General features: G+C 64.4%; 19 protein-coding genes, 1 other RNA gene and 1 pseudogene. 10 read left to right on the top strand and 11 right to left on the bottom strand.

The window, feature by feature from the left end:
* The first annotated feature begins 23 nt into the window (after window positions 1-23).
* A complete protein-coding gene (locus tag BLP76_RS07280) occupies window positions 24-3860 on the top strand; it encodes an AsmA family protein (RefSeq protein WP_280139915.1) in 3837 nt (1278 codons plus the stop codon).
* 3 nt (window positions 3861-3863) lie between these two features.
* Here BLP76_RS07280 and BLP76_RS07285 read toward each other — a convergent pair whose 3' ends face one another.
* From BLP76_RS07285 to BLP76_RS07320, 8 genes are all read right to left on the bottom strand, one after another.
* The gene (locus BLP76_RS07285) at window positions 3864-4082 is read right to left on the bottom strand and encodes a ribbon-helix-helix domain-containing protein (RefSeq protein ID WP_092811064.1); all 219 of its coding nucleotides are present in this window, start codon (window positions 4080-4082) and stop codon (window positions 3864-3866) included.
* Window positions 4083-4113: 31 nt separating this feature from the next.
* A complete protein-coding gene (locus BLP76_RS07290; protein ID WP_092811066.1) occupies window positions 4114-4908 on the bottom strand; it encodes a hypothetical protein in 795 nt (264 codons plus the stop codon).
* A 7-nt stretch (window positions 4909-4915) separates the two neighbouring features.
* The gene (locus BLP76_RS07295) at window positions 4916-5116 is read right to left on the bottom strand and encodes a DUF4169 family protein (RefSeq protein ID WP_092811068.1); all 201 of its coding nucleotides are present in this window, start codon (window positions 5114-5116) and stop codon (window positions 4916-4918) included.
* Window positions 5117-5126: 10 nt separating this feature from the next.
* Entirely contained in the window at window positions 5127-6521 is a 1395-nt protein-coding gene (gene fumC / locus BLP76_RS07300) for a class II fumarate hydratase (protein WP_092811387.1), read from the bottom strand.
* Between the two features lie 111 nt (window positions 6522-6632).
* Window positions 6633-7211, bottom strand: a complete 579-nt coding sequence (locus tag BLP76_RS07305) for an SspB family protein (RefSeq protein ID WP_092811070.1) — start codon at window positions 7209-7211, stop codon at window positions 6633-6635.
* A gap of 92 nt (window positions 7212-7303) precedes the next feature.
* Window positions 7304-7695, bottom strand: a transfer-messenger RNA (tmRNA) gene (ssrA, locus tag BLP76_RS07310).
* Between the two features lie 68 nt (window positions 7696-7763).
* The gene (gene rrtA, locus BLP76_RS07315; protein WP_092811072.1) at window positions 7764-8405 is read right to left on the bottom strand and encodes a rhombosortase; all 642 of its coding nucleotides are present in this window, start codon (window positions 8403-8405) and stop codon (window positions 7764-7766) included.
* Window positions 8405-10516: a VIT and vWA domain-containing protein gene (locus tag BLP76_RS07320; protein ID WP_092811389.1), complete on the bottom strand. Its 2112-nt coding sequence runs from the start codon at window positions 10514-10516 to the stop codon at window positions 8405-8407. The genes rrtA and BLP76_RS07320 overlap by 1 nt, the downstream gene beginning before the upstream one ends.
* A 126-nt stretch (window positions 10517-10642) precedes the next feature.
* Between BLP76_RS07320 and BLP76_RS07325 the strand changes: the two genes are divergently transcribed.
* The 7 genes and pseudogenes from BLP76_RS07325 (at window position 10643) to BLP76_RS07355 (ending at window position 16982) form a co-directional block, all read left to right on the top strand.
* Window positions 10643-11287: a TetR/AcrR family transcriptional regulator gene (locus tag BLP76_RS07325; RefSeq protein WP_092811074.1), complete on the top strand. Its 645-nt coding sequence runs from the start codon at window positions 10643-10645 to the stop codon at window positions 11285-11287.
* Window positions 11288-11375: 88 nt separating this feature from the next.
* Window positions 11376-12170: a thymidylate synthase gene (locus BLP76_RS07330; protein ID WP_092811076.1), complete on the top strand. Its 795-nt coding sequence runs from the start codon at window positions 11376-11378 to the stop codon at window positions 12168-12170.
* Complete coding sequence (locus tag BLP76_RS07335; protein WP_092811078.1) at window positions 12167-12679, top strand: dihydrofolate reductase; 513 nt, start codon at window positions 12167-12169, stop codon at window positions 12677-12679. The genes BLP76_RS07330 and BLP76_RS07335 overlap by 4 nt, the downstream gene beginning before the upstream one ends.
* Before the next feature lie 223 nt (window positions 12680-12902).
* Window positions 12903-14045: an FtsH protease activity modulator HflK gene (gene hflK / locus BLP76_RS07340; protein WP_092811080.1), complete on the top strand. Its 1143-nt coding sequence runs from the start codon at window positions 12903-12905 to the stop codon at window positions 14043-14045.
* Window positions 14042-14968: pseudogene (gene hflC, locus BLP76_RS07345) on the top strand (protease modulator HflC); the annotation flags it as partial. The gene hflK and the pseudogene hflC, both read left to right, overlap by 4 nt.
* A gap of 263 nt (window positions 14969-15231) precedes the next feature.
* The gene (locus tag BLP76_RS07350) at window positions 15232-15417 is read left to right on the top strand and encodes a DUF2065 domain-containing protein (protein ID WP_092811084.1); all 186 of its coding nucleotides are present in this window, start codon (window positions 15232-15234) and stop codon (window positions 15415-15417) included.
* A 44-nt stretch (window positions 15418-15461) separates the two neighbouring features.
* Window positions 15462-16982 (top strand): DegQ family serine endoprotease, encoded by a 1521-nt coding sequence (locus BLP76_RS07355; RefSeq protein ID WP_092811086.1) that lies wholly within the window; start codon window positions 15462-15464, stop codon window positions 16980-16982.
* Between the two features lie 2 nt (window positions 16983-16984).
* Here the strand turns inward: BLP76_RS07355 and BLP76_RS07360 are convergent, their stop codons facing one another.
* Together BLP76_RS07360 and serB are read right to left on the bottom strand one after the other, a co-directional pair.
* Window positions 16985-17551 carry a GNAT family N-acetyltransferase gene (locus BLP76_RS07360; protein ID WP_092811088.1) on the bottom strand — a complete coding sequence of 189 codons (567 nt, stop codon included), beginning with the start codon at window positions 17549-17551 and terminating at the stop codon, window positions 16985-16987.
* Window positions 17548-18462 (bottom strand): phosphoserine phosphatase SerB, encoded by a 915-nt coding sequence (gene serB, locus BLP76_RS07365; protein ID WP_092811090.1) that lies wholly within the window; start codon window positions 18460-18462, stop codon window positions 17548-17550. The genes BLP76_RS07360 and serB overlap by 4 nt, the downstream gene beginning before the upstream one ends.
* Here serB and miaA point away from each other — a divergent pair.
* Window positions 18461-19375, top strand: coding sequence for a tRNA (adenosine(37)-N6)-dimethylallyltransferase MiaA (gene miaA / locus BLP76_RS07370; RefSeq protein ID WP_092811092.1), 915 nt, complete (start codon window positions 18461-18463; stop codon window positions 19373-19375). The genes serB and miaA overlap by 2 nt on opposite strands.
* Before the next feature lie 27 nt (window positions 19376-19402).
* On the opposite strand, the gene BLP76_RS07375 is transcribed toward miaA, so the two are convergent.
* Entirely contained in the window at window positions 19403-20803 is a 1401-nt protein-coding gene (locus tag BLP76_RS07375; RefSeq protein ID WP_170130445.1) for a sensor histidine kinase, read from the bottom strand.
* A 164-nt stretch (window positions 20804-20967) separates the two neighbouring features.
* Between BLP76_RS07375 and BLP76_RS07380 the strand changes: the two genes are divergently transcribed.
* The gene (locus BLP76_RS07380; protein ID WP_171904375.1) at window positions 20968-21366 is read left to right on the top strand and encodes a response regulator; all 399 of its coding nucleotides are present in this window, start codon (window positions 20968-20970) and stop codon (window positions 21364-21366) included.
* The last annotated feature ends 24 nt before the right edge of the window (window positions 21367-21390 follow it).

Here is a 21390-nt window from a genome sequence, read left to right on the forward strand (position 1 = left end):
TTCTGGGAAGGCTTTACGTCGCGATAGGCCTCGCCATCATTGCGGTGCTTTTCACCGCACTGATCGGGCCGTATCTCGTTGATTGGAGCGCCTACCGGCAGGAGTTCGAGGAAAAAGCCTCGGCGAGCCTGGGCGTGCCGGTCAAGGTGCGCGGCGACGCCGACCTTTCGATCCTGCCCACCCCGAGCTTGCGGCTCGCGGATGTGCGCATCGGACCTTCGGACGCTCCGATCCTGATGCTGGGGCGCCTGCGCGCCAAGGTGGAGCTCACGGGTCTCCTCAAGGGCGAGATCAACATCATTTCGGTTCAGCTCGATCGGCCGCGATTGATGCTGGACGTTGCCGATCTCGCGCAACCGGGGCGGCGGCTGCGGATCGGCCGCTTCGGGCCCGAGCAGATCTCTCTCGACGAGATGGACATCCGCAACGGGGAGATCGACCTCAAAGACAGCCGGCGCGGCGCGTCGTGGCGGATCGGCGATATCAATGCGCTCATGCAGGCGCGCTCGCTGGAAGGGCCCGGACATCTGCAGGGGGGCTTCCGGCTCGGTGGCGACGTCTACAGCATCGATGTCGGGGTCGGGCGGCTGGCCGACGGCCGCATGCCTTTGAAGGCGAGCCTGACGCCAGCAGCGAAGCCTCTGGTGCTGTCGGTCGCCGGTGATCTCGTCACGGATGGCGAAGATGGGCTCGGCTTGAAGGGCACCTTCGATCTTTCCGGTTTGACGCCGGACACGGAAGCCGTGCCCGCGCAACCTCAGTCGCTGCTCGCGCTTTTGCGGACGAAGGGCGAATTCGAGCTGACCAGCGAAAAGCTCGCCTCGGAAGACTTCACCTTCGCGTACGGGCCGGAAGCGAATGCGGTTCAGGCGGCCGGTCATGGCGAACTCGCATTCGTGCCGGAACCGCGCTTCGCCATCGCGCTCGATGCGCGGCAGATCGATCTCGATCGCGCGCTCGGGGGCGGCGCAGGCAAACCGGTCGCCATCGAGAAAGCTGCCGAAAGGCTCGTCGCGGGGCTTACGGAGCTGCCGAGGCCGGCAGTTCCTGGGACCTTGACCCTCGACGCCCAAGGCGTCGTCGTCGGCGGCAGCGTCATTCAGGCGGTCGGGACCGATGTGAAGCCCACAGAGAATGGCTGGAGGGTGGATGTCCTTTCGGCGATGCTGCCGGGGGCGACACGCATCGATGTGAGCGGCGACATCGACACGGCCACGCCAACTTTCCACGGCCATGGCCGGATCGCTTCGGAGCGTCCGGCGGCCTTTGCCGCCTGGTGGCGCGGCGATGCTGGAGACGCGCTGCGCCTCGATCGTTTCAAGGTGGAAGCCGATCTCGATCTGTCGCAGCGCCGGCAGACGGCACAGAATCTGGTTGCGGAGATCAATGACGGGACGATCGACGGCGCAATTTCCATGCGCCGTTTTGCGCGCACCGGTGAAACTTTCGCGGACGTGACATTGAGCGCCGAGAATGTGGCGCTCGAAGAGGCGCAGATCGTCACCGGCCTTCTCGCCGGTGACGATCTGCGCAACGGCAATTTTGCCCGTGTGGCGATGTCGCTTGCAGCGCAGAACCTCTCTGTCGGCGGGGCGGAGGCGGCCTCCGTCAACCTCGAAGGGGTCTTGACCGGCGACAGTCTGGACATTGCCACCCTGTCGATCGCCGACCTCGCCGGGGCCGATATCAATGTGTCGGGGCGGATCGAGAACTTCTTCGCGGCGCCGCGGGGCCGGCTTTCGGCCGATATCGTGGCTGAGAACCTTTCAGGCGCGGCGGCTTTTCTCCGGGGGCTCCTGCCGCAGAGCCAGCTTGCGGAGCGTCTGGTCGCGCGCGCGGATGCGCTGTCGCCCGTCGACGCCAGCCTGGTTGCGACCGCCGAGACGGATGGCGCGCAGACGTTGGAGCTGTCCGGCAATTTTGCCGGAACGCGCTTGACGCTCACTGCCGATGGGCGCGGCGGCTTCAACGATCCGGAAGAGCTTTCCGGGCAGGCCGATCTCCTCGTGCAATCGCAGGATTCGGCATCTCTGCTTGCGCAACTCGGCTTCGACGTCGTGCCGTTGCCTGGAAGCGGACCGGCTCGGGTGAGCCTGAAAATGAACGGAGCGGCCGGCGAGGGTGCCGATCTCGAGGCGAGGGGACGTGTCGCCGGCATCGATTTTGGCTTCGACGGGCGCGGCGAGTTCGATGGCGATACGCCCTCTCTTGCCGGTCCGCTGACGCTCTCGGCCGACGATGTCGATCCCGCCCTCCTTCTTGCCGGTGTGGCCCTGCCGGGGATCGGCGAAGGTCACGCTCTGGCGGCGCGAGGACCGCTCAAGTTGGCGGCCGGCACGGCCGAGCTCGATCTTGAGAGAGCGTCTTTCGACGACCAGAATGTCGGTGGGACGCTGACCGCCCATGCGGGCGGGGGTCTCGCGATCGGGGGCGATCTTCGCCTGCAGACCGTCTCTTTGCCCTTTCTCCTGGCCGCGCCATTCGGGGTCACGCCGACTTATGTTCAGGGCGCTTGGCCGACCCAGGCTTTCGCCCCGGCTCTTCCCGGCGGGATTTCGCTCGACCTTGCCGTCAAGGCGCAAGAGGCCGCGACAGGGCTCGCAATGCCGCTGCGCAATCCGGCCTTCACGCTGCGCTACGACGGGGGGCGTCTGCGTCTCGATCATCTCAGCGGCGGTTTTGCCGGCGGCGCGCTCAGCGGGGTTCTATCTGCGGGCGGCGGCGAGGGCGTACAGCCCCTGACATTGCAGCTTTCCCTCAAGGATGCCGTGTTGGCGGAGCTCGTCTGGCGCGAAGACGGCCGTCCGGTTGCCGCGGGGCGGCTTTCCTCGTCGCTCGAGCTGATGGGGCACGGCCGGTCTTTCTCGGGCATGGTCTCTGCGCTCAACGGGAGCGGCTCGTTCACATTGCGTGACGGCCTCCTGCGGTATCTGAATCCGCAGGCTTTCGGCTCCGTCATTCGCGCCGCCGATGCCGGACTGAAGCTTGAAAGCGAGCCGGTTGCGGCCGCGTTTTCCGGCCATCTCGATGCGGGGACGCTTTCCTTCGATGAGGCGACGGGCTCGTTCTCGGTCACCTCCGGGACGGTCCGGTTGTCGACGCTGCAGGTGGCGGGGAGCGAAAGCGCGACCGTCCTCGGCAACGCTTCGATCTACCTCAACCGCATGGAGCTCTCCTCCGACTGGTCTTTGAAGGTCGATCCCGGCCAGGATGCGGTGACGGGTGCGCAGCCCGAAGTCGGTATCGTCTTTTCCGGGCCTCTTGCCGATCCCGGCCGGCATATCGACATCACGCCCTTCCTCGGCTTCCTGACGGTGCGCGCCTTCGAACAGGAGGTGGAACGGGTCGAGAAGCTTCAGGCCGAAATTCTGGAAGGCGAGCGGCTGCGTCGCGAACTGAAGCGTCAGCGCGAGGCGGAACAGCGCCAGGAGCGTGAGAAGGCAGCCCAGGCCGCTGCAGAGAAAGCTGCCGCCGAGAAAGCTGCTGCGGAGAAAGCGGCGGCGGAGGAGGCAGCCCGGCAGGCCGAAGAGGCGACGGAGGACGCGGCTCCCAACGCGCAGGACGATGCGCAGGACGCGGGCAATGAACAGGATGCGGGTCGGCCAGGCGCTGCATCAGGGCGCGACGCTCCATTAGGGCCCGACGCTCCATTAGGGAATGGACCGCAAGACCGGCCGGAAAAGCCCGAAGCGCGGGGTTCGACACCGCAGCCGCAGGGGTCGGAGAAGGATCAGGAGACGTTCGGGCGTCGGCTCGGCCGCATCCTCGACGAGCCGGTTCCGCAGGCCCCGACGGTGATCACACCGGGGCGTGGCAGCAGCGGCACGCCGCTCAACCTTCTGCCGTCATTGTCGGAATAAGCCTCAGCCGCCTTCGGCCAGGCGGCGGCGAAGACATTCGAGAATGGCAATACGCAGGGCAGAGGAAAGGTTGTCCGTCTCTCGCCCCGCATCGATCTCCTCGATCAAGGCGGCAAGCGGCATGTCGCGTGCTGCGGCCATCGCCTTGAGCTCGGCCCAGAAAGGATCCTCCAGACTGACGCTGGTGCGATGTCCGGCGATGACGACGGAGCGCTTTTTCACGTTTTTGCGAAGCTTGCGGTGTTCTGCTTGCTCAGTTGCCGGAGCCCGGGAGCGGCAGAAGCGCCTCAGGTGGGGGCGGCGGGGAGATGCGGATCGTCGGGTCCGGCTCCACCGAACTGTCCGGCTGCAGAGGTGCCGGGTCTTCCGAGGATGGCGGCACGGGCGTGGATGCCGGCTTGGTGCAGGCAGAGCGCATCGTGCGCAGCGCGGCCGCGGACCCCTTCAAGGTGAGATCGAGGCGCTGTTGACCGACCGCGACGTTGAGGCTGTCGCCGACGGACAGGGCGTAGAGCAGAGGATCACTCTCTTTGATCGTCACTTCCGGGACGAAGCCGCCATAGAGCTCGCTCTGGTGCAGGCGCCCATCCCGGCGGAAGATATCCCGGTCGACCTCGAACGCGACTTCGACGAGATCGCCTTCCAGCGCGCTCTCGATGGCAATGGTCGGGCGAACGGTGATGTCGCCGCCTGCAAGCGTGCAGCTGATGTCGAGCGGCACGTCATCGCACTGATCGCAACCGGCGATGAAGGCGGCCGCCCCACTGTCGGTGAGCGACGAGCGCCAGGAATAGGAATCGCTGCTCGGTTCTGTGGAACCTGCAGCCGCCGGCGCCTGTGTGCCGCTCTGTCCCTGGGGTTCGGCCTGAGGCTGCGCTTGCGGCTGTGGCTGCGTTTGCGGCTGTGTCTGCTGGCTGGGTGAATTCTCTGTCTGAGGCGGCACCTGCATGGGGATTTGCCGGATGGTACCCGGCGCCTGGTCCTGCGCGAGCGCCATCGTCGGCGTGGCGAGAAGCGACAAAGCGAGAAGGCGAGACATCATCTGCATGGCAACCTCATGGTTTTTCCTCGCCCTCAGGCGGTTCGCCGCGGAAATGGCCATCGAGACGATGCGCCTCCCGGGTGAGCACGTCACGCTCTCTCTGCCGCTCGGCCGCGCTCAGTCCGTGCCGCCGGCGGTTTTCCGCAGCGTCTTTTTCCTTGGCCTGACGCGCCGCCCGTTTGCGGGCGGTGCGCAGATTGACGATCTCGGCCATAGGCTCCTGCTCAGCGCGGTCCGATCATGTTTTCCGGGCGGACGATCTGGTCGAATTCTTCCGGCGTGACGAAGCCGAGGCCGACGGCCTCTTCCTTCAAGGTCGTGCCGTTCTTGTGCGCGGTCTTCGCGACCTTGGTGGCGTTGTCGTAGCCGATCTTCGGCGCGAGCGCTGTCACCAGCATCAAGGAGCGCTGCATCAATTCCGAAATGCGCTCTTCATTGGCCTCGATGCCCACCACGCATTTGTCGGCGAAGGACCGGCAGGCGCCCGCGAGGAGATCGATCGACTGCAGCATGTTGTAGGCGAGGACCGGCTTGTAGACGTTGAGCTCGAAATGTCCCTGGCTGCCGGCAATACCGATCGTGGTGTTGTTGCCCATCACCTGAGCGCAGACCATGGTCATCGCTTCGCACTGGGTCGGATTGACCTTGCCCGGCATGATCGAGGAGCCCGGCTCGTTTTCCGGCAGAATCAATTCGCCGAGACCGGAGCGTGGGCCTGAACCCAGAAAGCGAATGTCGTTGGCGATCTTGAAGAGCGACACGGCGAGCGTGTTGATGGCGCCATGGGCCGAGACATAGGCGTCGTGGGTTGCGAGTGCCTCGAATTTGTTGGGCGCCGTGCGGAACGGCAGGCCGGTCGATTCGGCGACCGCGGCTGCAAATTTCTCAGCGAATTCCGGCTTGGTGTTGAGCCCGGTGCCAACCGCCGTCCCGCCCTGGGCGAGTTCGAAGAGATAGTCGACGCCTTCGCGCACGCGGCGCAGACCGTAATCGAGCTGGGCGACGTAGCCGGAGAATTCCTGGCCGAGCGTGACGGGCGTCGCGTCCTGCGTATGCGTGCGGCCGATCTTGATGATGTCGGCGAAGGCGCGCTTGCGGTCGCGCAGCGCCTCACGCAGATGTTCGACCGCGGGAATGAGGTGGTGCACGATCTCTTCGGCCGCGGCGATATGCATCGCCGTCGGGAAGGTGTCGTTGGAGGACTGGCTGCGGTTGACGTGGTCGTTCGGGTGGACCGGATCTTTCGAGCCGAGCGTCCCGCCGAGCATCTCGATCGCGCGATTGGCGATGACCTCGTTGGCGTTCATGTTGCTCTGGGTGCCCGAGCCCGTCTGCCAGACGACGAGCGGGAAATTGTCGTCGAACTTGCCGGAGGCGACCTCCTGGCCGGCCGCGGAAATCGCGTCGGCGAGGCGGGGCTCGAGGTTACCGAGGTCCTTGTTGACCTGCGCGGCCGCGCTTTTGATAAGGCCAAGGGCGCGGATGAGCGGCTTTGGCATCCGCTCATGGCCGATTTCGAAATTCTTGAGCGAGCGCGCGGTCTGTGCGCCCCAATATTTGTCGGAAGGAACTTCCAAGGGGCCGAAGGAATCGGTCTCGGTACGCGTGCTCTCTGTCATGGTCGTGTCCGCCAGTTTTTCGGCCTTTTCCCATTGGCGGGCGCCGCAGGCAAGAGCCGGCTGCGGGAAAGAGGCTTTCAACCGACGAGGAGCAGAAGAAGACGCGGACGCTCAGACGTTTTTCTTGCGGAATGCGTCGAGAGAGACGACTTCGGCGCCTTCTTTGCCGTCCTCGCCTTCGGCCGGCGCCTCCGCAGTTTCCGCATTTCCTTCCTTGCGTTCCAGGACTGCGGGCGGAAGAGGGCTCGGTGCGAGGCCCGGCTGTTCCTCTTCGCCGGGAAGAAGCCCCGGCATCGCCTCGACTTCCGCGGTGGAGAGATTTTCGCCCTCCGTCTCCGGCACATCGAACTTCAGACCGAAGCTCGCATGCGGATCGACGAAAGCCTTGATCGCGCGGAAGGGGACGAGAAGACGTTCCGGCACGCCGTTGAAGGAGAGGCCGACTTCGAAGGTCGTCTCCGTGACGTTGAGGTCCCAGAACTGATGCTGGAGGACGATGGTCATCTCTTCGGGATATTGCGCCCGCAGGCGCGAGGAGATGCGCACGCCGGGATGACGGGTCTCGAAGGTGACGAAGAAATGGTGCTCGCCGGGCAAACCGGTCTGCGCCACCTCGCCGATCACCTTGCGGATGACCTGCCTCAGCGCGTCCTGAGTGAGAATGTCGTAACGAATGAGGTCGCTTGCCATTGAGCAAAACTAGGTTGGCCGTGCGCAACGGGCAATATGCGCCAGGACGTTTCGGCCCGTCTGACACCGATTTGCAACGGCATGAAAAACGAAATGGAGGCTTCTGTTGCCAGGTGCCTCCGGACCCCGCCTGACGGGGCTAACCGCCAGGGCTTGAATCGAAGCAGTCAGGCTGCATTACGCAGCGAGACGAGCCTCAGCATAGTTGTCATTCGCAACTACAAGTTTTGGTCCGATAACGGTGGTACCATACCGAGCGAAAGTTCTACCTTTACACCCTCGTCGATCCTATTTCGCCCCCATCAACAGCGGCCCCTTGCAGGGAATCCGGCTTTGCCAGGCACTCTGCCCTGGGCCGTTGATGGTGGAGGCGCCGGGTACCGCCCCCGGGTCCGATAGGCTTATTCCGTAGGCCATTTATCGCCATAGTCGGCTTGCGCCGACGCGAGCCAATATAAGCGGTCCCTGCCGAATTTCAAAGGCTTGCCTGCACCGACTTTTGAGAGGCGACAAGATTTGCCTGGCGCGGCTCCCGGCAAAGGACGAGTCTTCTCAGGCGCTTGCGCGTGCGGGCTGCGAAAGAGATTCAGGATGCTGATCCGGAATCGTCCGCTGTCCCGCGAGAGCGACGAGACAGCCCGCGAGAAGCCCCGCCACATGGGCGCCGAGATGCGGGGGCCAGGCGAGGCCTGCCGAAAAGATCGGTCCGAAGGCCGCCTCCCAGGCGATCTTGGCGACGTTTGCGGCGAGCGCGAAAAGCCAGATTTTCTCTCGCGTCTCTTTCCACAGGCCGAGGGTCAGCGCCGCATAGAGCGTGTTGAGGAGGGCCGAGAGGCCGCAATAGCGCAGGGTGTCGGGGAAGAAGGCGAGGAGGGTCGCCGTAACCGCCAGGCCGCCGACGCCGAAAATGTGGAGAGCGAGCCGGCGCGGCCCGCCGAAAGGCGCAAGCTCGTAGGCGGTGCCGAGCGCCAGGAGGGCACCCAGATTGTAGCCGAGATGGTGCAGGTCGAGATGAACGAGATGTCCGGTTGCGAGCCGCCAGACCTCACCAGATTCAATCGCCGCCCGGTCATAGACGAGGCCGGAGGGCGCGCCACCGGCGACGGCGTAGAGAGTGGCGGTCAGGGCAGCAAGGCCGAGGGTGAACCACGGCAGGCGAGGCCTGCCGTGGAACGCGTTTGCGAGCGCCTGCATCAGGCGGTCTCCCGCCGGCGCAGGCGGAGCGTGCCGCAGAGAACGAGGATCGCGAGGATCAGGCCCGGCAGACCGATGGCGCCGGAGCCGCCTGAGCCGCCGCCCGAATGGGAGGGGCGCGGGGCGTCGAACATCGGGGCCTGAGTATCGACCCGGGTCGACTGCGCCGGCGCGCTCGTGCGCTTCTGACGTGCGGTGTCCTCGACAGCGAGCCGGTCGCGGTTGGTGCGATCGATCGCCAGCTCCTCGAAACGCTCGTCGCGCACCACCAGCATGGAGGTGAAGGGAGAGAGGATGCCGTATTCCTTGGAGGTGTCGATGACCGATTGCTTGACGTCGGCGTCGCTGCCCAAGAGGTCGAGCTTGCGAAGTTCCCGCTCAATCTCGGCGAAGGCCCAAAGCCGCTCCAGCTCCGGGTTGAGGTTCGCCGTCTCGGGGAAGGTGAAGCGCGCCTCATAGGAAACCGGCTTGCCCGAAATCTCTCCGGAGAGCTTCAGCTGTGCTTCGCCGGCGCCGCGGTAATGGCCGAAGAGGACCATCTGTTCGCCGCGATAGAGGGTGCGGATGCCCTTGCGGCGGAGATCGTCGATGGTGAGCCCACTGCCTGACGGGTCGAGATCGAGTTTGACCCCGTGAAGCGCCTCGTGGGTCACTTTCTCCGTCGCCTGCAAGAGGACGCCGATGATGTCGTCGGAATTGGAGACGGCGCTGGCGAAGCCGCCCGATTCCAGCGTCATCGGTTCAAGCAGCGGGCGGTTGGCGCTGTTGCCCATGATGGCGGTGAAGAGGCGCACATCCTGCTCTTTCACCAAAGCGAGAAAGTCCTTCACCTCCGTGCGGCCGACATTGGCGACGCCGTCGGTGACGAGGACGAGGGCGCTCGTGCGGTCGGCGTCGGCCGCGTCGAGGCCGAGCTTGAGGCCATCGTAGAGATTGGTGCCGCCCGAGGCGTCGACGCTCCGCACCCATTCGAGTGCCTTGGAGATGCTCTCTTGATTGGCATTCATGAAGCCGCGGGTGAGTTCACGGGCGCTGTCATTGAAATAGACGATGCGGAAGCGGTCGTCGGGATTGAGCTGGCCGAGGGCGCGCGAGACGCCTTCCGTGAGGCTCGACATCTTGCCGCCCATGGAGCCGGAGCGATCGAGCACGAAGATGAAGTCGCGGCCTTCGGTAATCGGCTTCAGGTCCATGCCGGGCGTCAGCGTCAGCATGAAGGTGCCGCGGCCATCGCTCTCCGGCTTGTAGGCGAGCATGTCGACGCGGGCCGGCTCGTTCTCGGCCTGGCGCCAATAGACGACGATGTCGGTGTCGAGTTTGAAGCTCGGTGTGAGCTGTGCAGCCGCCGGCCCCTCCTCGTCGGCAGGGGCGGCGCCATCGACAGGAGCGGAATCCGCTTTGGGGGTGACGGCCGCGTTGTCGAGATGGACACGCCAGCTGCCATCCGGATCCTTCGAGATGGCGGCGTCAGGATGGGCCGGGAGCCGCAGGGCCTCGACCGAATAGTCGGTGCGCAGGTGGAGATCGAAGCTGAAGCGGCCGGTGACGGTTTCATTGGCCGTCCAGAAGGCGAGCTTGTTGTCGTCAACGCCGCCTTCTTCCAGCGGATAGACGAAGCGGCCGATGCCGGTGTCTAGCTTCGCCGGCTGGATGTAGGCGAGGCGGATCTTGACGTCGCTTCCCGCCCGGACGGGCCAGACGGTCATGTCGAAGGTTTTGTATTCGTCCTGCTCGGCAAGCGCCGTCTCACGACCGGCCGCCTTCTCACCTTCATAGATCTTTCGGGCGTTCTCCTTCTCCATGACTTCCGCCGTCACCGGCTTGCCGTCGATCCAGTAGGTGAATTCCGACACGGCCGCCCGTTCCGGGACCGGGAAGGAATAGATCGCCTCCATGTCTTCGGCGTTCGGATTGGCAAAGGTCTGCTCGACCGTGACGACGGCATAACCGCCTTCCACCACCACATCGACCGCCTGATCGCGCAGATCGAGTGCGGGCGTTCCGTCCTTCGGCGTCATCAGACCGGCCGCGTCGGCGACCGGGGCTGTGGCGGCGATGCCGAGCACCAGTCCGGCGGCGAGCGTGAGCCGTTTCAGGGTTTGCGTGATCATCCTCGTCTCCATTCTTGAACACCGTTCATGAACAGTGTTCATCTTTAGCTGATATGTGAACATTGTTCAACCCGGTGTGGCGGCGTTGTGCGAACTGCGCTAATCGGAAGGGGAGGAGGGTCGGATTTGGCCGAGGTTTCTGGCACGAGGCGGCGAAGCGCCGACATCAGGTCCGCCATGATCGACGCGGCGGAGCGCATCGTCAGCGAGGAGGGGGTGTCGGCCGTTACGGCCCGGCGCGTCGCCTCCGAAGTTGGTGTGGCCGTCGGCACCACGTACAATTTCTTCGACAATCTCGGCGCGCTCATCGCGGCCGTGAATGCCCGCACCTTTGCTGCCCTCGCCGAAACGATGTCGGAGGTGACAGTCGAAGGCCGCGCAACGCGCGAGGTGCTGCTCGACTTCGCCGATCGCTACACCGCCTTCGTCCACGCGAACGAGCGCCGCTGGCTCGCCGTCTTTGAGACGGAAATGCCTGCCGACGGTGCCGAGCCGCCGAATCAGCCGACCGTCGACCGGCTCTTCGCCACGCTGGAAACGGCGATCCGCGCACATGATCGGCGTATCGACGATAAGCTTGCCGGCCAGTCGGCGCGGGGCCTGTGGGCGGCGGTGCACGGGCTTCTCATCCTTTCCGCCGCCGGACGTCTCGGCGCCATCCGCCTCGACAGTGTGCGGCCGACCATCGAACACCTCGTCAAATGCCATCTTGCCGGGCTGGAAGAGCTGGTGAAGCGGCGCAAGGACGGCGACCAGCTGCCGATGTTCTGATCCGCTTTTTGAAACCGCCCTTGTGAAGGCCGGGGAAGATCGGTGCTCGGACGGTGCCGGCGCCTCAGAATCACGCTAGGTACTCTCGATGCAGCAATATCTCGATCTCCTCCGGCGCGTGCTCGATGAGGGCAGCGTCAAGGGCGACCGCACCGGGACCGGCACGCGCTCGGTCTTCGGACACCAGATGCGCTTCGATCTCGCGGCGGGATTTCCGCTCCTGACGACGAAGAAGCTGCATCTGAAGTCGATCATCCACGAGCTTCTCTGGTTCCTCGCCGGCGACACCAACATTCGCTATCTGAACGACAACGGTGTGCGGATCTGGAACGAATGGGCCGACGAGAACGGCGATCTCGGACCGGTCTATGGCCGGCAATGGCGCTCCTGGGCGACGCCTGACGGAAGGCAGATCGACCAGATATCTCAATTGGTTGAGACGATCCGTTCCAATCCTGATTCACGCCGGATGATCGTCACCGCCTGGAACCCGGCCGATGTCGATCAGATGGCGCTGCCGCCCTGCCATTGCCTGTTCCAGTTCTACGTCGCCGACGGGAAACTCTCCTGTCAGCTCTATCAGCGCTCGGCCGACGTATTTCTGGGCGTGCCCTTCAACATCGCCTCCTATGCGCTTCTGACGTTGATGATGGCGCAGGTGACGGGGCTCAAGCCCGGCGATTTCATCCACACCTTTGGCGATGCGCATCTTTACGCCAACCATGTGGAGCAGGCGCAGTTGCAGCTGTCGCGCACACCGCGATCGCTGCCGCGCATGGACCTCAATCCCGCCGTCGGCTCGATCTTCGATTTCACTTACGATGATTTCCGCCTGGAGGGGTATGATCCGCATCCTCATATCGCGGCGAAGGTGGCAGTGTGACGGCTCCCAAAATCTCTCTCGTCGTGGCGGTGGCACAAAACGGCATCATCGGAAGAGGCGGTGCGCTCCCGTGGCGCGTGCGCGGCGACATGAAGCGTTTTCGTGCCGTCACGATGGGCAAGCCCATCATTATGGGGCGGCGAACCTGGGAGAGCCTGAATGGGCCGCTCGCCGGCCGCAGCAACCTCGTCGTCACCCGCCAGGAAGGCTACGAGGCGCCGGGCGCCCTGACGGCGTCTTCGTTCGATGCCGCAGTTTCGCTCGCCGAAGATGAGGCGGAACGGCTCGATGCCGATGAAATCTGCGTGATCGGCGGGGCGGAGATCTTTGCCGAGGCCCTGCCGCGAGCCTCCCTTCTGCACTGGACGGAAATTGCGGCAGAGCCTGAGGGAGACGTTGCGTTTCCGCCGTTCGAGCGCACACAGTGGCAGGAGATTTCCTGCGATCGGCTGCCCACGCATGAGGGCGATACGGCCGAAGCCGTCTACCGGCTGTTGGAACGGAGATGATGCAATCGCTTCGGCGACGCTTGCGTTGGCTTTCCCACTATCCCATGTGGCCCGCGGCACCTGCATCTCTGCTTGGGAACTCGGTTTCGGCGATCGCCGCAGCAGCATGATGGTGGCCAGCGGATTAGCGGTTCGCATCCGCAGACGGGCGGGCGTTGATGGGCGGGCAGGGCTCGCCTATAACCGCGCGCAAGGCGCGGATGGGGTCAAACGAGGAGGCTAAATGCCCTGGAGTAACAACAATAACGGTGGTGGCCCGTGGGGTAATCCCGGCGGTGGCAACCGTGGCGGACCTTGGGGGTCCGGGCCGCAGCCGTCCGGCCCACAGCAGCCGGATCTTGAAGATCTCATTCGCCGCGGCCAGGACAAGCTGCGCGGCATGTTCCCTAATGGCGGCCGTGGCAATCTCGCGATCGCAGCCGTCGTCGCGATCATCCTGGTCGCCATCTGGCTGACCAACGCGGTCTACACGGTGCAGCCGGACGAACTCGGTCAGGAGCTGGTGTTCGGTAAGCCGAAGCCCCAGGTCGAGGAACCGGGCCTGCATTTCCATCTGTGGCCGTTCGAAACCGTGGAAATCGTCACGATCCGGCAGCGCCGCGAGACGATCGGCACGAGTTCCGCACGCAACAACGACCCCAACAGCCTCATGCTGTCGGGCGATCAGAACATCGTCGACGTGGTCTTCACCGTCATCTGGCGGGTGAGCAGCCCCAAGGATTTCCTCTTCAACGTCGCCGATCCCGAGGGCTTCGTACGCCGCGTCGCCGAGAGCGCCATGCGCGAATATGTGGGCCGTTCGCGCGCCGAAGAGGTGCGCACGGAACGCCGCGCGGAAGTCGAAGATCAGGTTCGCGCCCTTCTGCAGGGTACGCTCGACAATTACGGCGCCGGCATCACCATCGTCGGTGTTCAGCTGGAACGCGCCGATCCTCCGTCTGAGGTCGCGGATGCCTTCGAAGAAGTGCAGCGTGCCCAGCAGGATCTCGATCGCTACCAGCGCGAGGCCGAGCAGTACGCCAACAAGCGTCTCGGTGAGGCGCGTGGTGAGGCGTCAAAGACCCGCGAAGCGGGCCGGGCCTTCAAGGAATCGACGATCGCCGAGGCGCAGGGTGAGGCTCAGCGCTTCCTCTCCGTCTACAACGAGTACCGGCTCGCGCCGGAGGTGACGCGCAAGCGCATCTATCTGGAAACGCTGGAGGGCGTGCTGCGGGATTCCAACAAGGTCATCATGGAAACGGACGGAAACGGCTCGGGCGTCGTCCCTTATCTGCCGTTGAACGATCTGCCGGGCAGCAATGCGCGTAGATCCTCGTCGTCCAATTCAAGCAGCTCGCGCACGAGCCAGCAGGGGAGCAATCAATGAGGCGCTTGTGGATTCTCCTCGTCGCAGCGATCTTAATCCTGATCCTGGTTTATTCCTCCGTCTTCGTCGTCAACGAGCGGCAGCAGGCCCTGGTCCTGCGTTTCGGTGAGATCAACCGGGTGATCAAGGAGCCTGGGATCTACTTCAAGATCCCGACCAATTTCGTGGAGACGGTGCAGATCATCGACGATCGGCTCCTGTCCTTCGATCTCGAAAATATCCGCGTGCAGGTGCGTGACGGGCGGCGTTATCTCGTCGATGCGTTCCTCGCCTACAAGATCGTCGATCCGCGCAAATTCCGGGAGAACGTCTCGGGCTCGCTCGAAGTCGCCCAGCAGAACCTGCAAACCCGGCTCGATGCCTCTCTGCGGCGGGTCTATGGTCAGCGCTCCTTCGAGGCTGCCCTGTCGGCAGAACGTGTGGCAATGATGGTGGAAGTGCGCGATCAGCTTCGGCCGCTCGCCGTCGATCTCGGTATCGAAATCGTCGATGTGCGTATCAAGCGGACCGACCTTCTTCCTGAGGTGTCGCAGCAGACCTTCGATCGGATGAAGGCGGAACGTCTCGCAGAGGCGGCGGAGCTTCGTGCTCGCGGTACCGAACAGGCCGCTCGCATCCGGGCGGAAGCCGATCGCGAGGCTCAGGTGACGGTGGCCGAGGCGAGCCGCGATGCCGATATCTTTCGCGGTGAGGGCGAAGCCCAGCGCAACGCCATTTTTGCCAACGCCTATGGTCAGGACGAGAACTTCTTCGAGTTCTATCGCTCGATGAGGGCCTACCAGAACGCCATCCAGGGCACCGGCACGACGATGCTCTTGAAGCCGGATTCGGAGTTCTTCCGCTATTTCCAGGATGCGGTGCCGAGCGGTTCGTTGCCCGCACCCCAGCCTGGATCGGCGCAGCCTGCAGCCGCCGTCACCCCGAATGGGGCCGGCGGGGCGGATGCGACCGAAACGGAGGGTTCTCAGGATTCGGGGGCGGCCCCGGCTGAGGGTGAGAGCGGTGCGCAGAGCGAAGGCGAGGGGAGCAACACCTCGCCTTCGGGTGCCGCGGATGGGGCGTCTTCGTCTCAGTCCGGTGGCACGACCGGCACCGACGGGACGGGCTCATCTAGCTCCGATTCCAATGGCGACGCCGGCGAGCCGGGTGTGCCGACGAACGAACCGACGCCGACCGCCATCCCGCAATGAGCGACCTGTTCGCCGCCTTCGGCCTCGTTCTTGCCCTGGAAGGTGCGTTATACGCGCTATTTCCTGACTTCATGAAGCGAGTGGCCGAACAGGCGGTGGCTAGTCCGAGCGACATGCTCAGAACCGTCGGCCTGGTTTCGGCGGGTTTCGGAGTTGCCCTCGTCTGGTTGGCTCGCGGTTGAGCAAGCGAGGCGGGGGCATAACGTCGGCTTGAGGAGGTTGTTTGATGGGTGAGCGCAATTCGGTCAGCATGGTCGCGCGGACCGGCATGGGCCTTGTCCTTGCGGCGATGGTGACGCTGACGGCAAGCCTTGCCTCCGCCCGACCCGTGCCGGAGAGTTTCGCCGATCTGGCGGAGAGCCTCCTCCATTCCGTCGTCAACATATCGACCTCGCAACGGGTGCGCGCGTCACGTGGCATTCCGGTTCCCGAGGTCCCCGAAGGCTCGCCCTTCCAGGAGTTCTTCGAGGATTTCTTCAATCGCAATCAGAGCGAGGGCGAGCAGCCCTCGCGACGGGTGCAGTCGCTGGGCTCCGGCTTCGTGCTGGATTCGTCGGGCCTGATCGTCACCAACAATCACGTCATCGCCGACGCCGACGAGATCGTCGCCAACTTCGCTGACGGCACGAAGCTCGAAGCGGAAGTCGTCGGACGCGATACCAAGACCGATCTCGCTCTTCTCAAGGTGAACCCGCCGCATCCGCTCAAGGCGGTCGAATTCGGCGATTCGGAGCATCTGCGCATCGGCGATTGGGTAATGGCGATCGGCAATCCCTTTGGATTCGGCGGCACCGTCACGGTGGGTATCGTCTCGGCGCTCGAACGCGACATCAATTCAGGGCCGTACGACAAGTTCATTCAGACCGATGCCTCGATCAACCGCGGCAATTCGGGTGGTCCCTTGTTCAACCTCGACGGCAAGGTTGTCGGTATCAACACGGCGATCATCTCACCGACCGGCGGATCGATCGGCATCGGATTTGCCGTTCCTGCCGAAATCGCCATGCCGGTCATCGAGCAGCTTCGCGAATTCGGCGAAACGCGCCGCGGCTGGCTCGGTGTGCGCATTCAGGAAGTCACGGACGAAATCGCCGAAAGCCTCGGCATGGACAAGGCCGAAGGTGCGCTGATCGCCGGCGTGACCGATGGCGGCCCGGCGGCGGAAGCGGGCATCGAGCCCGGCGACGTCATCATCAATTTCGACGGACGTCAGGTTGCGTCGATGCGCGAATTGCCGGGCATCGTGGCCGATACGCCGGTCGGCAAGGACGTCGACGTCACGCTTCTTCGCAAGGGCGAGAAACGGACGGTCACGGCCCGCCTGGGCCGGCTCGAGGAAGAGCAGACGGTTTCGACGCTGTCCGGCGACGACATGCCAGGCTCCGATATGGACAGCGACGAAGCGGTCGAGACGCTCGGGCTGACGCTCGAGGCTTTGAGCGACGACGCGCGGAGCGAATACGGCATTGCCGACGATATCGAAGGTGTCCTCATCTCCGCGGTGGAACCCGGAAGTGCGGCAGAAGAAAACCAGATCGCGGCCGGTGACGTCATCGTCGAAGTGAGCCAGGAGGCCGTGACGGAGCCCGAAGACGTCACGGCGCGCATCGAACGGCTGCGGGCTCAGGACCGGCAGTCGGCGCTCTTTTTGATCGCCAGTCCGGACGGCGACCTGCGTTTTGTAGCGATCCGGCTCGACGATCTGCCGTCAGACAATGCCCCGGCCGAGGAGAGCCCTGAGCAATAGGCTCAGGCTTTCTGGTGCTGCCGAGCCTCCCACGCGTCGCGCGTGATCGAATAGGCCACGTGCGGCCTCAGAGCGGAGTTCTCGCGCAAAAGCGGGTGGTCGAAATCCTTGGCTCGGTCACGCACCATGCCGATCCGTTCCATGACGCGGCGCGATTTGACATTGGCCGGCACGGTGAATGAGATCACCTCATTGAGCGCAAGAGGACCGAAGGCATAGGCGAGGCTTTCGGTCGCCGCTTCCGTGGCATAGCCCTTGCCCCATTCGGCGCGTTTCAGCCGCCAGCCCACTTCCACGGCGGGCGTGAAAGGGGCCTCGAAATCCGTGTGCTGCAGCCCCGCGAAGCCGACCGGCTCGCCGTCCGTCTTCCGCTCCAGCACCCAGAAGCCGAAGGTATGGACCAGAAAATGGCCCTTCAGGTTCTCGAAGATGGCGTCCGATTCCGCCCGGCTGCGGGTCGTCTCGAAGAAGCGCATCACCTCCGGATCGGCGTTGAGATCGGCCCAGAAATCGCGGTCGCTCTCTTGCCAGGGGCGCAGGATCAGACGCTCGGTTTCAAGTCTGGTCATCGTTCGCGCGCCTCTGCCTCGTGGAATTCCTCTCGCTTGTAGCCCTGGAGATAAAGAAGGGCTGTGAGGTCGCCATGGCGAATGTCGGCATCCGCTTCACGCACCAGAGCCGGCTTGCCGTGGAGGGCGACGCCCAAACCTGCGAGCGCGATCATTCCGACATCGTTGGCGCCGTCGCCGACGGCGATGACATCCTCTGCCGCGAGGTCGTGACGGGCGAGGGTCGCCTTCAGCGTTTCGACCTTGGCGTTGCGGCCGAGGATCGGTTCGGCGACCTTGCCGGTGAAACGGCCGTCTTCGTGGAGGAGGCGGTTGGCGTGGAATTCCTCAATGCCGAGCATTTTTGCGATCTTCTCGGCGAAGATGGTGAACCCGCCGGACACGAGAACGGAGTGCGCACCTGCGGCGCGCATCGTGGCGACAAGCGTCCGCCCACCCGTCTTCAAGGTGATCCGTTCCGCCAGGACCCGGCCGGCCACGTCGACCGGAAGGTCTTTCAGAAGCCCGACACGCTCCTTGAGCGCCGGCTCGAAATCGAGTTCACCGGCCATCGCACGTGCCGTGATCTCTGCCACATGCTCCCCAATGCCCGCCTCGGCCGCCAGCTCGTCGATGCATTCCTGGTCGATGAGGGTGGAATCCATGTCGGCGATCAAAAGCCGCTTGCGCCGGTTCGCCGCTGGCATCGTGGCGACATCGATGGCGGCCGGACCGATTACCTGCCGTGCCGCCGCGAGGGCCGATGCGCTCATGCCGGCAAACGGCAGGTCGCAGGCTTCGCCTTCACACAGCCATTCCGGGTTGCCCGCCGCAAGGCCGGCCCGGCCGAGCTCGGCCGTCACTGCGACGATCAGCTCCTCGGTGACAGGCGCTTTCCGTTTTGAGCCGATCAGCGTTAGGACGGATTGCATGAGAATTGATCCTGAACATGTGGCGGAAGGCGAGGTCGTGCTGATAGCGGGGCCTACGGCGAGCGGCAAGACACAGCTTGCGCTCGATTTGGCCGAGGGGCTTCACGCGCGGGGCCGCCGAGCCGTAGTGGTCAACGCCGATGCCATGCAGGTTTACCGGGATCTCCGGGTGTTGACGGCACGTCCGCAGCCTTCCGAGATGCGCGATCTGGAGCATCGACTTTTCGGGCATGTCGATGCGGCGGAGCGCTATTCTGTCGGTCGCTGGCTCGTTGAGGTTCAGGGTCTCCTGGTCGAAGCGCGAGAGGAGGGCGCGAACGCCATATTCGTGGGCGGGACGGGGCTTTATCTGAAGGCTTTGACGGAGGGTCTTTCTCCGGTTCCGGAGATTGCGTCCGAGATCCGCGACGAGGTGCGGGCGCGCGCTGAGTGCGAAGGCGGCGATGCGATGCTCCGCTGGCTACAGGAGCTTGACCCGAAGGCGGCGGGGACCGTCAAGCCGGGCGACACCCAAAGGGCCGTGCGCGCGATCGAAGTGAAGCTCTCGACAGGTCGCTCGCTCATCGACTGGCAGAACGAGACGCGCGAGCCGGCGCTCGTGAGCGAGGCGCAACGCTTCATCCTTCTGCCGCAGCGCGAGGCGGTGTACCGGGCGATTGATCGGCGTTTCGGCGCGATGATCGACGAAGGTGCACTTGAAGAGGTCCAGGCGTTGATGGCGCGCGATCTCCCGGCCGATCTGCCGGCGATGAAGGCGATCGGCGTGCGGCCGCTTTCCGCCTATCTGCGGGGCGAGATCGCTCTCACGGCTGCGGTCGAGCGGGGAAAGACGGAAAGCCGTCGCTATGCCAAACGACAGCTGACCTGGTTGCGTCACCAATGCGGCGAGGGCTGGTGCGAGATCCACGCCTGACGGCGCTGCTCAGGTTGCAGCCGGTGCTTAGGCTGTCGCCGGCGGTGTCGCTTTCCGCGGAACGAACAGCCGGTGTTTCGCGCCCGGGCGCGCTTCCCCCGGCGCCGCCGGCGTCGCCTCGATTTCGGCACCCAGGCTGCGCGACATCGAGGAGACGATGACACGACCGAGGCCCGGCCCCTCGCTCTCGTCGAGCGCGTAGCCGATGCCATTGTCGGCGATCTCGATCACACAGCCCTGGTCGGGCTCTTCCACGGCATAGGAGCGAATGAGGATTTCGCCGCTCTCGCCGTCGGGGAAGGCGTATTTGATGGCATTGGTGACGAGCTCGTTGACGATGATGCCGATCGACACCGCATCTTTGCTCGGCAATTGGAACGGCTCGGCCTCGAGTTTTAGCGTGATCGGCTTGCCGGCCGACAATTCCTGCAAGTCTTCCACGAGTGGTTCCAGATAGCCGTCGAGGCGGACCCAGTCGCGGCCTGCCAGGAGATGCAGGCGGCGCTGCGCCGAGGCGATGGCGCCGATATGTTCGCGCGCGCCGTCGAGGACCGCTTTGGCTTCTTCGTTGTCGCTTTGACGCGCCTGCAGGGCGAGGATGGAGGACACCATCGACAGGTTGTTGCCGACGCGGTGATTGACGTCGCTCAACAAGGCCTCGGCGCGCTGGCGCTCGATCTCGAGCTCCGCCGTTCGCTCGCGCACGCGCGTTTCGAGAGACGCGTTGGTCTGGTTCAATTCGGCGATGTGCAAGCGCTCGGCGCGCTGGAGGGCGGTCGCAAGCCCCGCGGTCGCGAGCAGCGAGGCGGTGATGGCGAGAAGGAGCAGGTTGCGGTTGCGCCGCTGCAGTGCCTGTCGCTGAGCGAGATGGCGGACTTCCTCCGCATCGAGCTCGCGCAGCTGCTGTACGATGCCGTTGGAGATGGTGCGTCCCTGCTGTTCGACCTGGGAACGGGCCGCGTCGCGCTGACCGGCGGCGAAGAGCTCGATCGTCTCATCCATCTGGTCGAGGCGCTGCCGGATGAGGGTGTTCGCGGCGTCGAGACGGGCGGTCTGGGGCGGATTGTCGGAGAGAAGATCGTGAAGTTTCTGCACCTGGTCCGGCAATAGCGCGACGGCCGGCCGATAGGGATTCAGATAGGTCTGATCGCCGGTGAGGAGATAGCCGCGCTGGGCGCCTTCCGCCTCCCGCAACGAGCCGAGAAGAGATTCGATCTCGCTGCGCACACGCAAGGTGTGCTCGACCCAGTCATCGGTGCGGTCGGCGCGTACCGTCAAAAAGAGGATCGCACCCACCGACAGGAGCAGCAGGCCGAAAAGCGCCATACGCGCGAGCATGATGCGGTTGCGGGCTCGGCCGAGTGCAGCGCCCCATTTGGAGTGGCGCTCGGGCGTCATGGTTACGTCCATCGTTCCGTCGATGCTCATCCGAGCCTGCCATCCCTCATTCTTGTCTGAGGCGGAACTCATCACGCATCGCGCCATTGGCAATAGTGACAAGGAAAGATGACAGGGAAGGGGCGAGACAATTTGCGTTGTTTCCTAATGCTTAAACGCAGCAGGGCCGTAAAGGCAATCTCGCCGGTGCTATGATGGTGCAACAGGCTCGTATTCTTCTCGCAGAGAACCAGCCTTTGGTGGCACTCGATTTCGAATTTGCGCTTTGCGATGCGGGCTACGAGGTTCTCGGCCCCGTCGGGGAGCTGACGGAGGGGCTTCGGCTCGCCGAGAAAACCAGACCCGATGCCGCGGTTCTCGACGTGCAGCTTGCGGACGGGCACGTCTTCCCGCTGGCGCGAGCGCTCATGGCCGCGGGCGTGCCGATCATGTTCGTCACGGCACATGTCGCCGAGGAACGCATCTGGCCGGCGACCTTCCGGAATTGTCCGCGCCTCGGAAAGCCGGTCGATCCGCAGGTTTTCCGGCGCACGGCAGCTGCCATTCTCGCGGCCCGTGACGGAGGGGAGACGGCCGGCGTGGCTGTGGCATAAGATTCTATTGCTTGACCTTGCGAT

The sequence above is a fragment of the Afifella marina DSM 2698 genome (assembly GCF_900102695.1).
Taxonomy (GTDB): domain Bacteria; phylum Pseudomonadota; class Alphaproteobacteria; order Rhizobiales; family Afifellaceae; genus Afifella; species Afifella marina.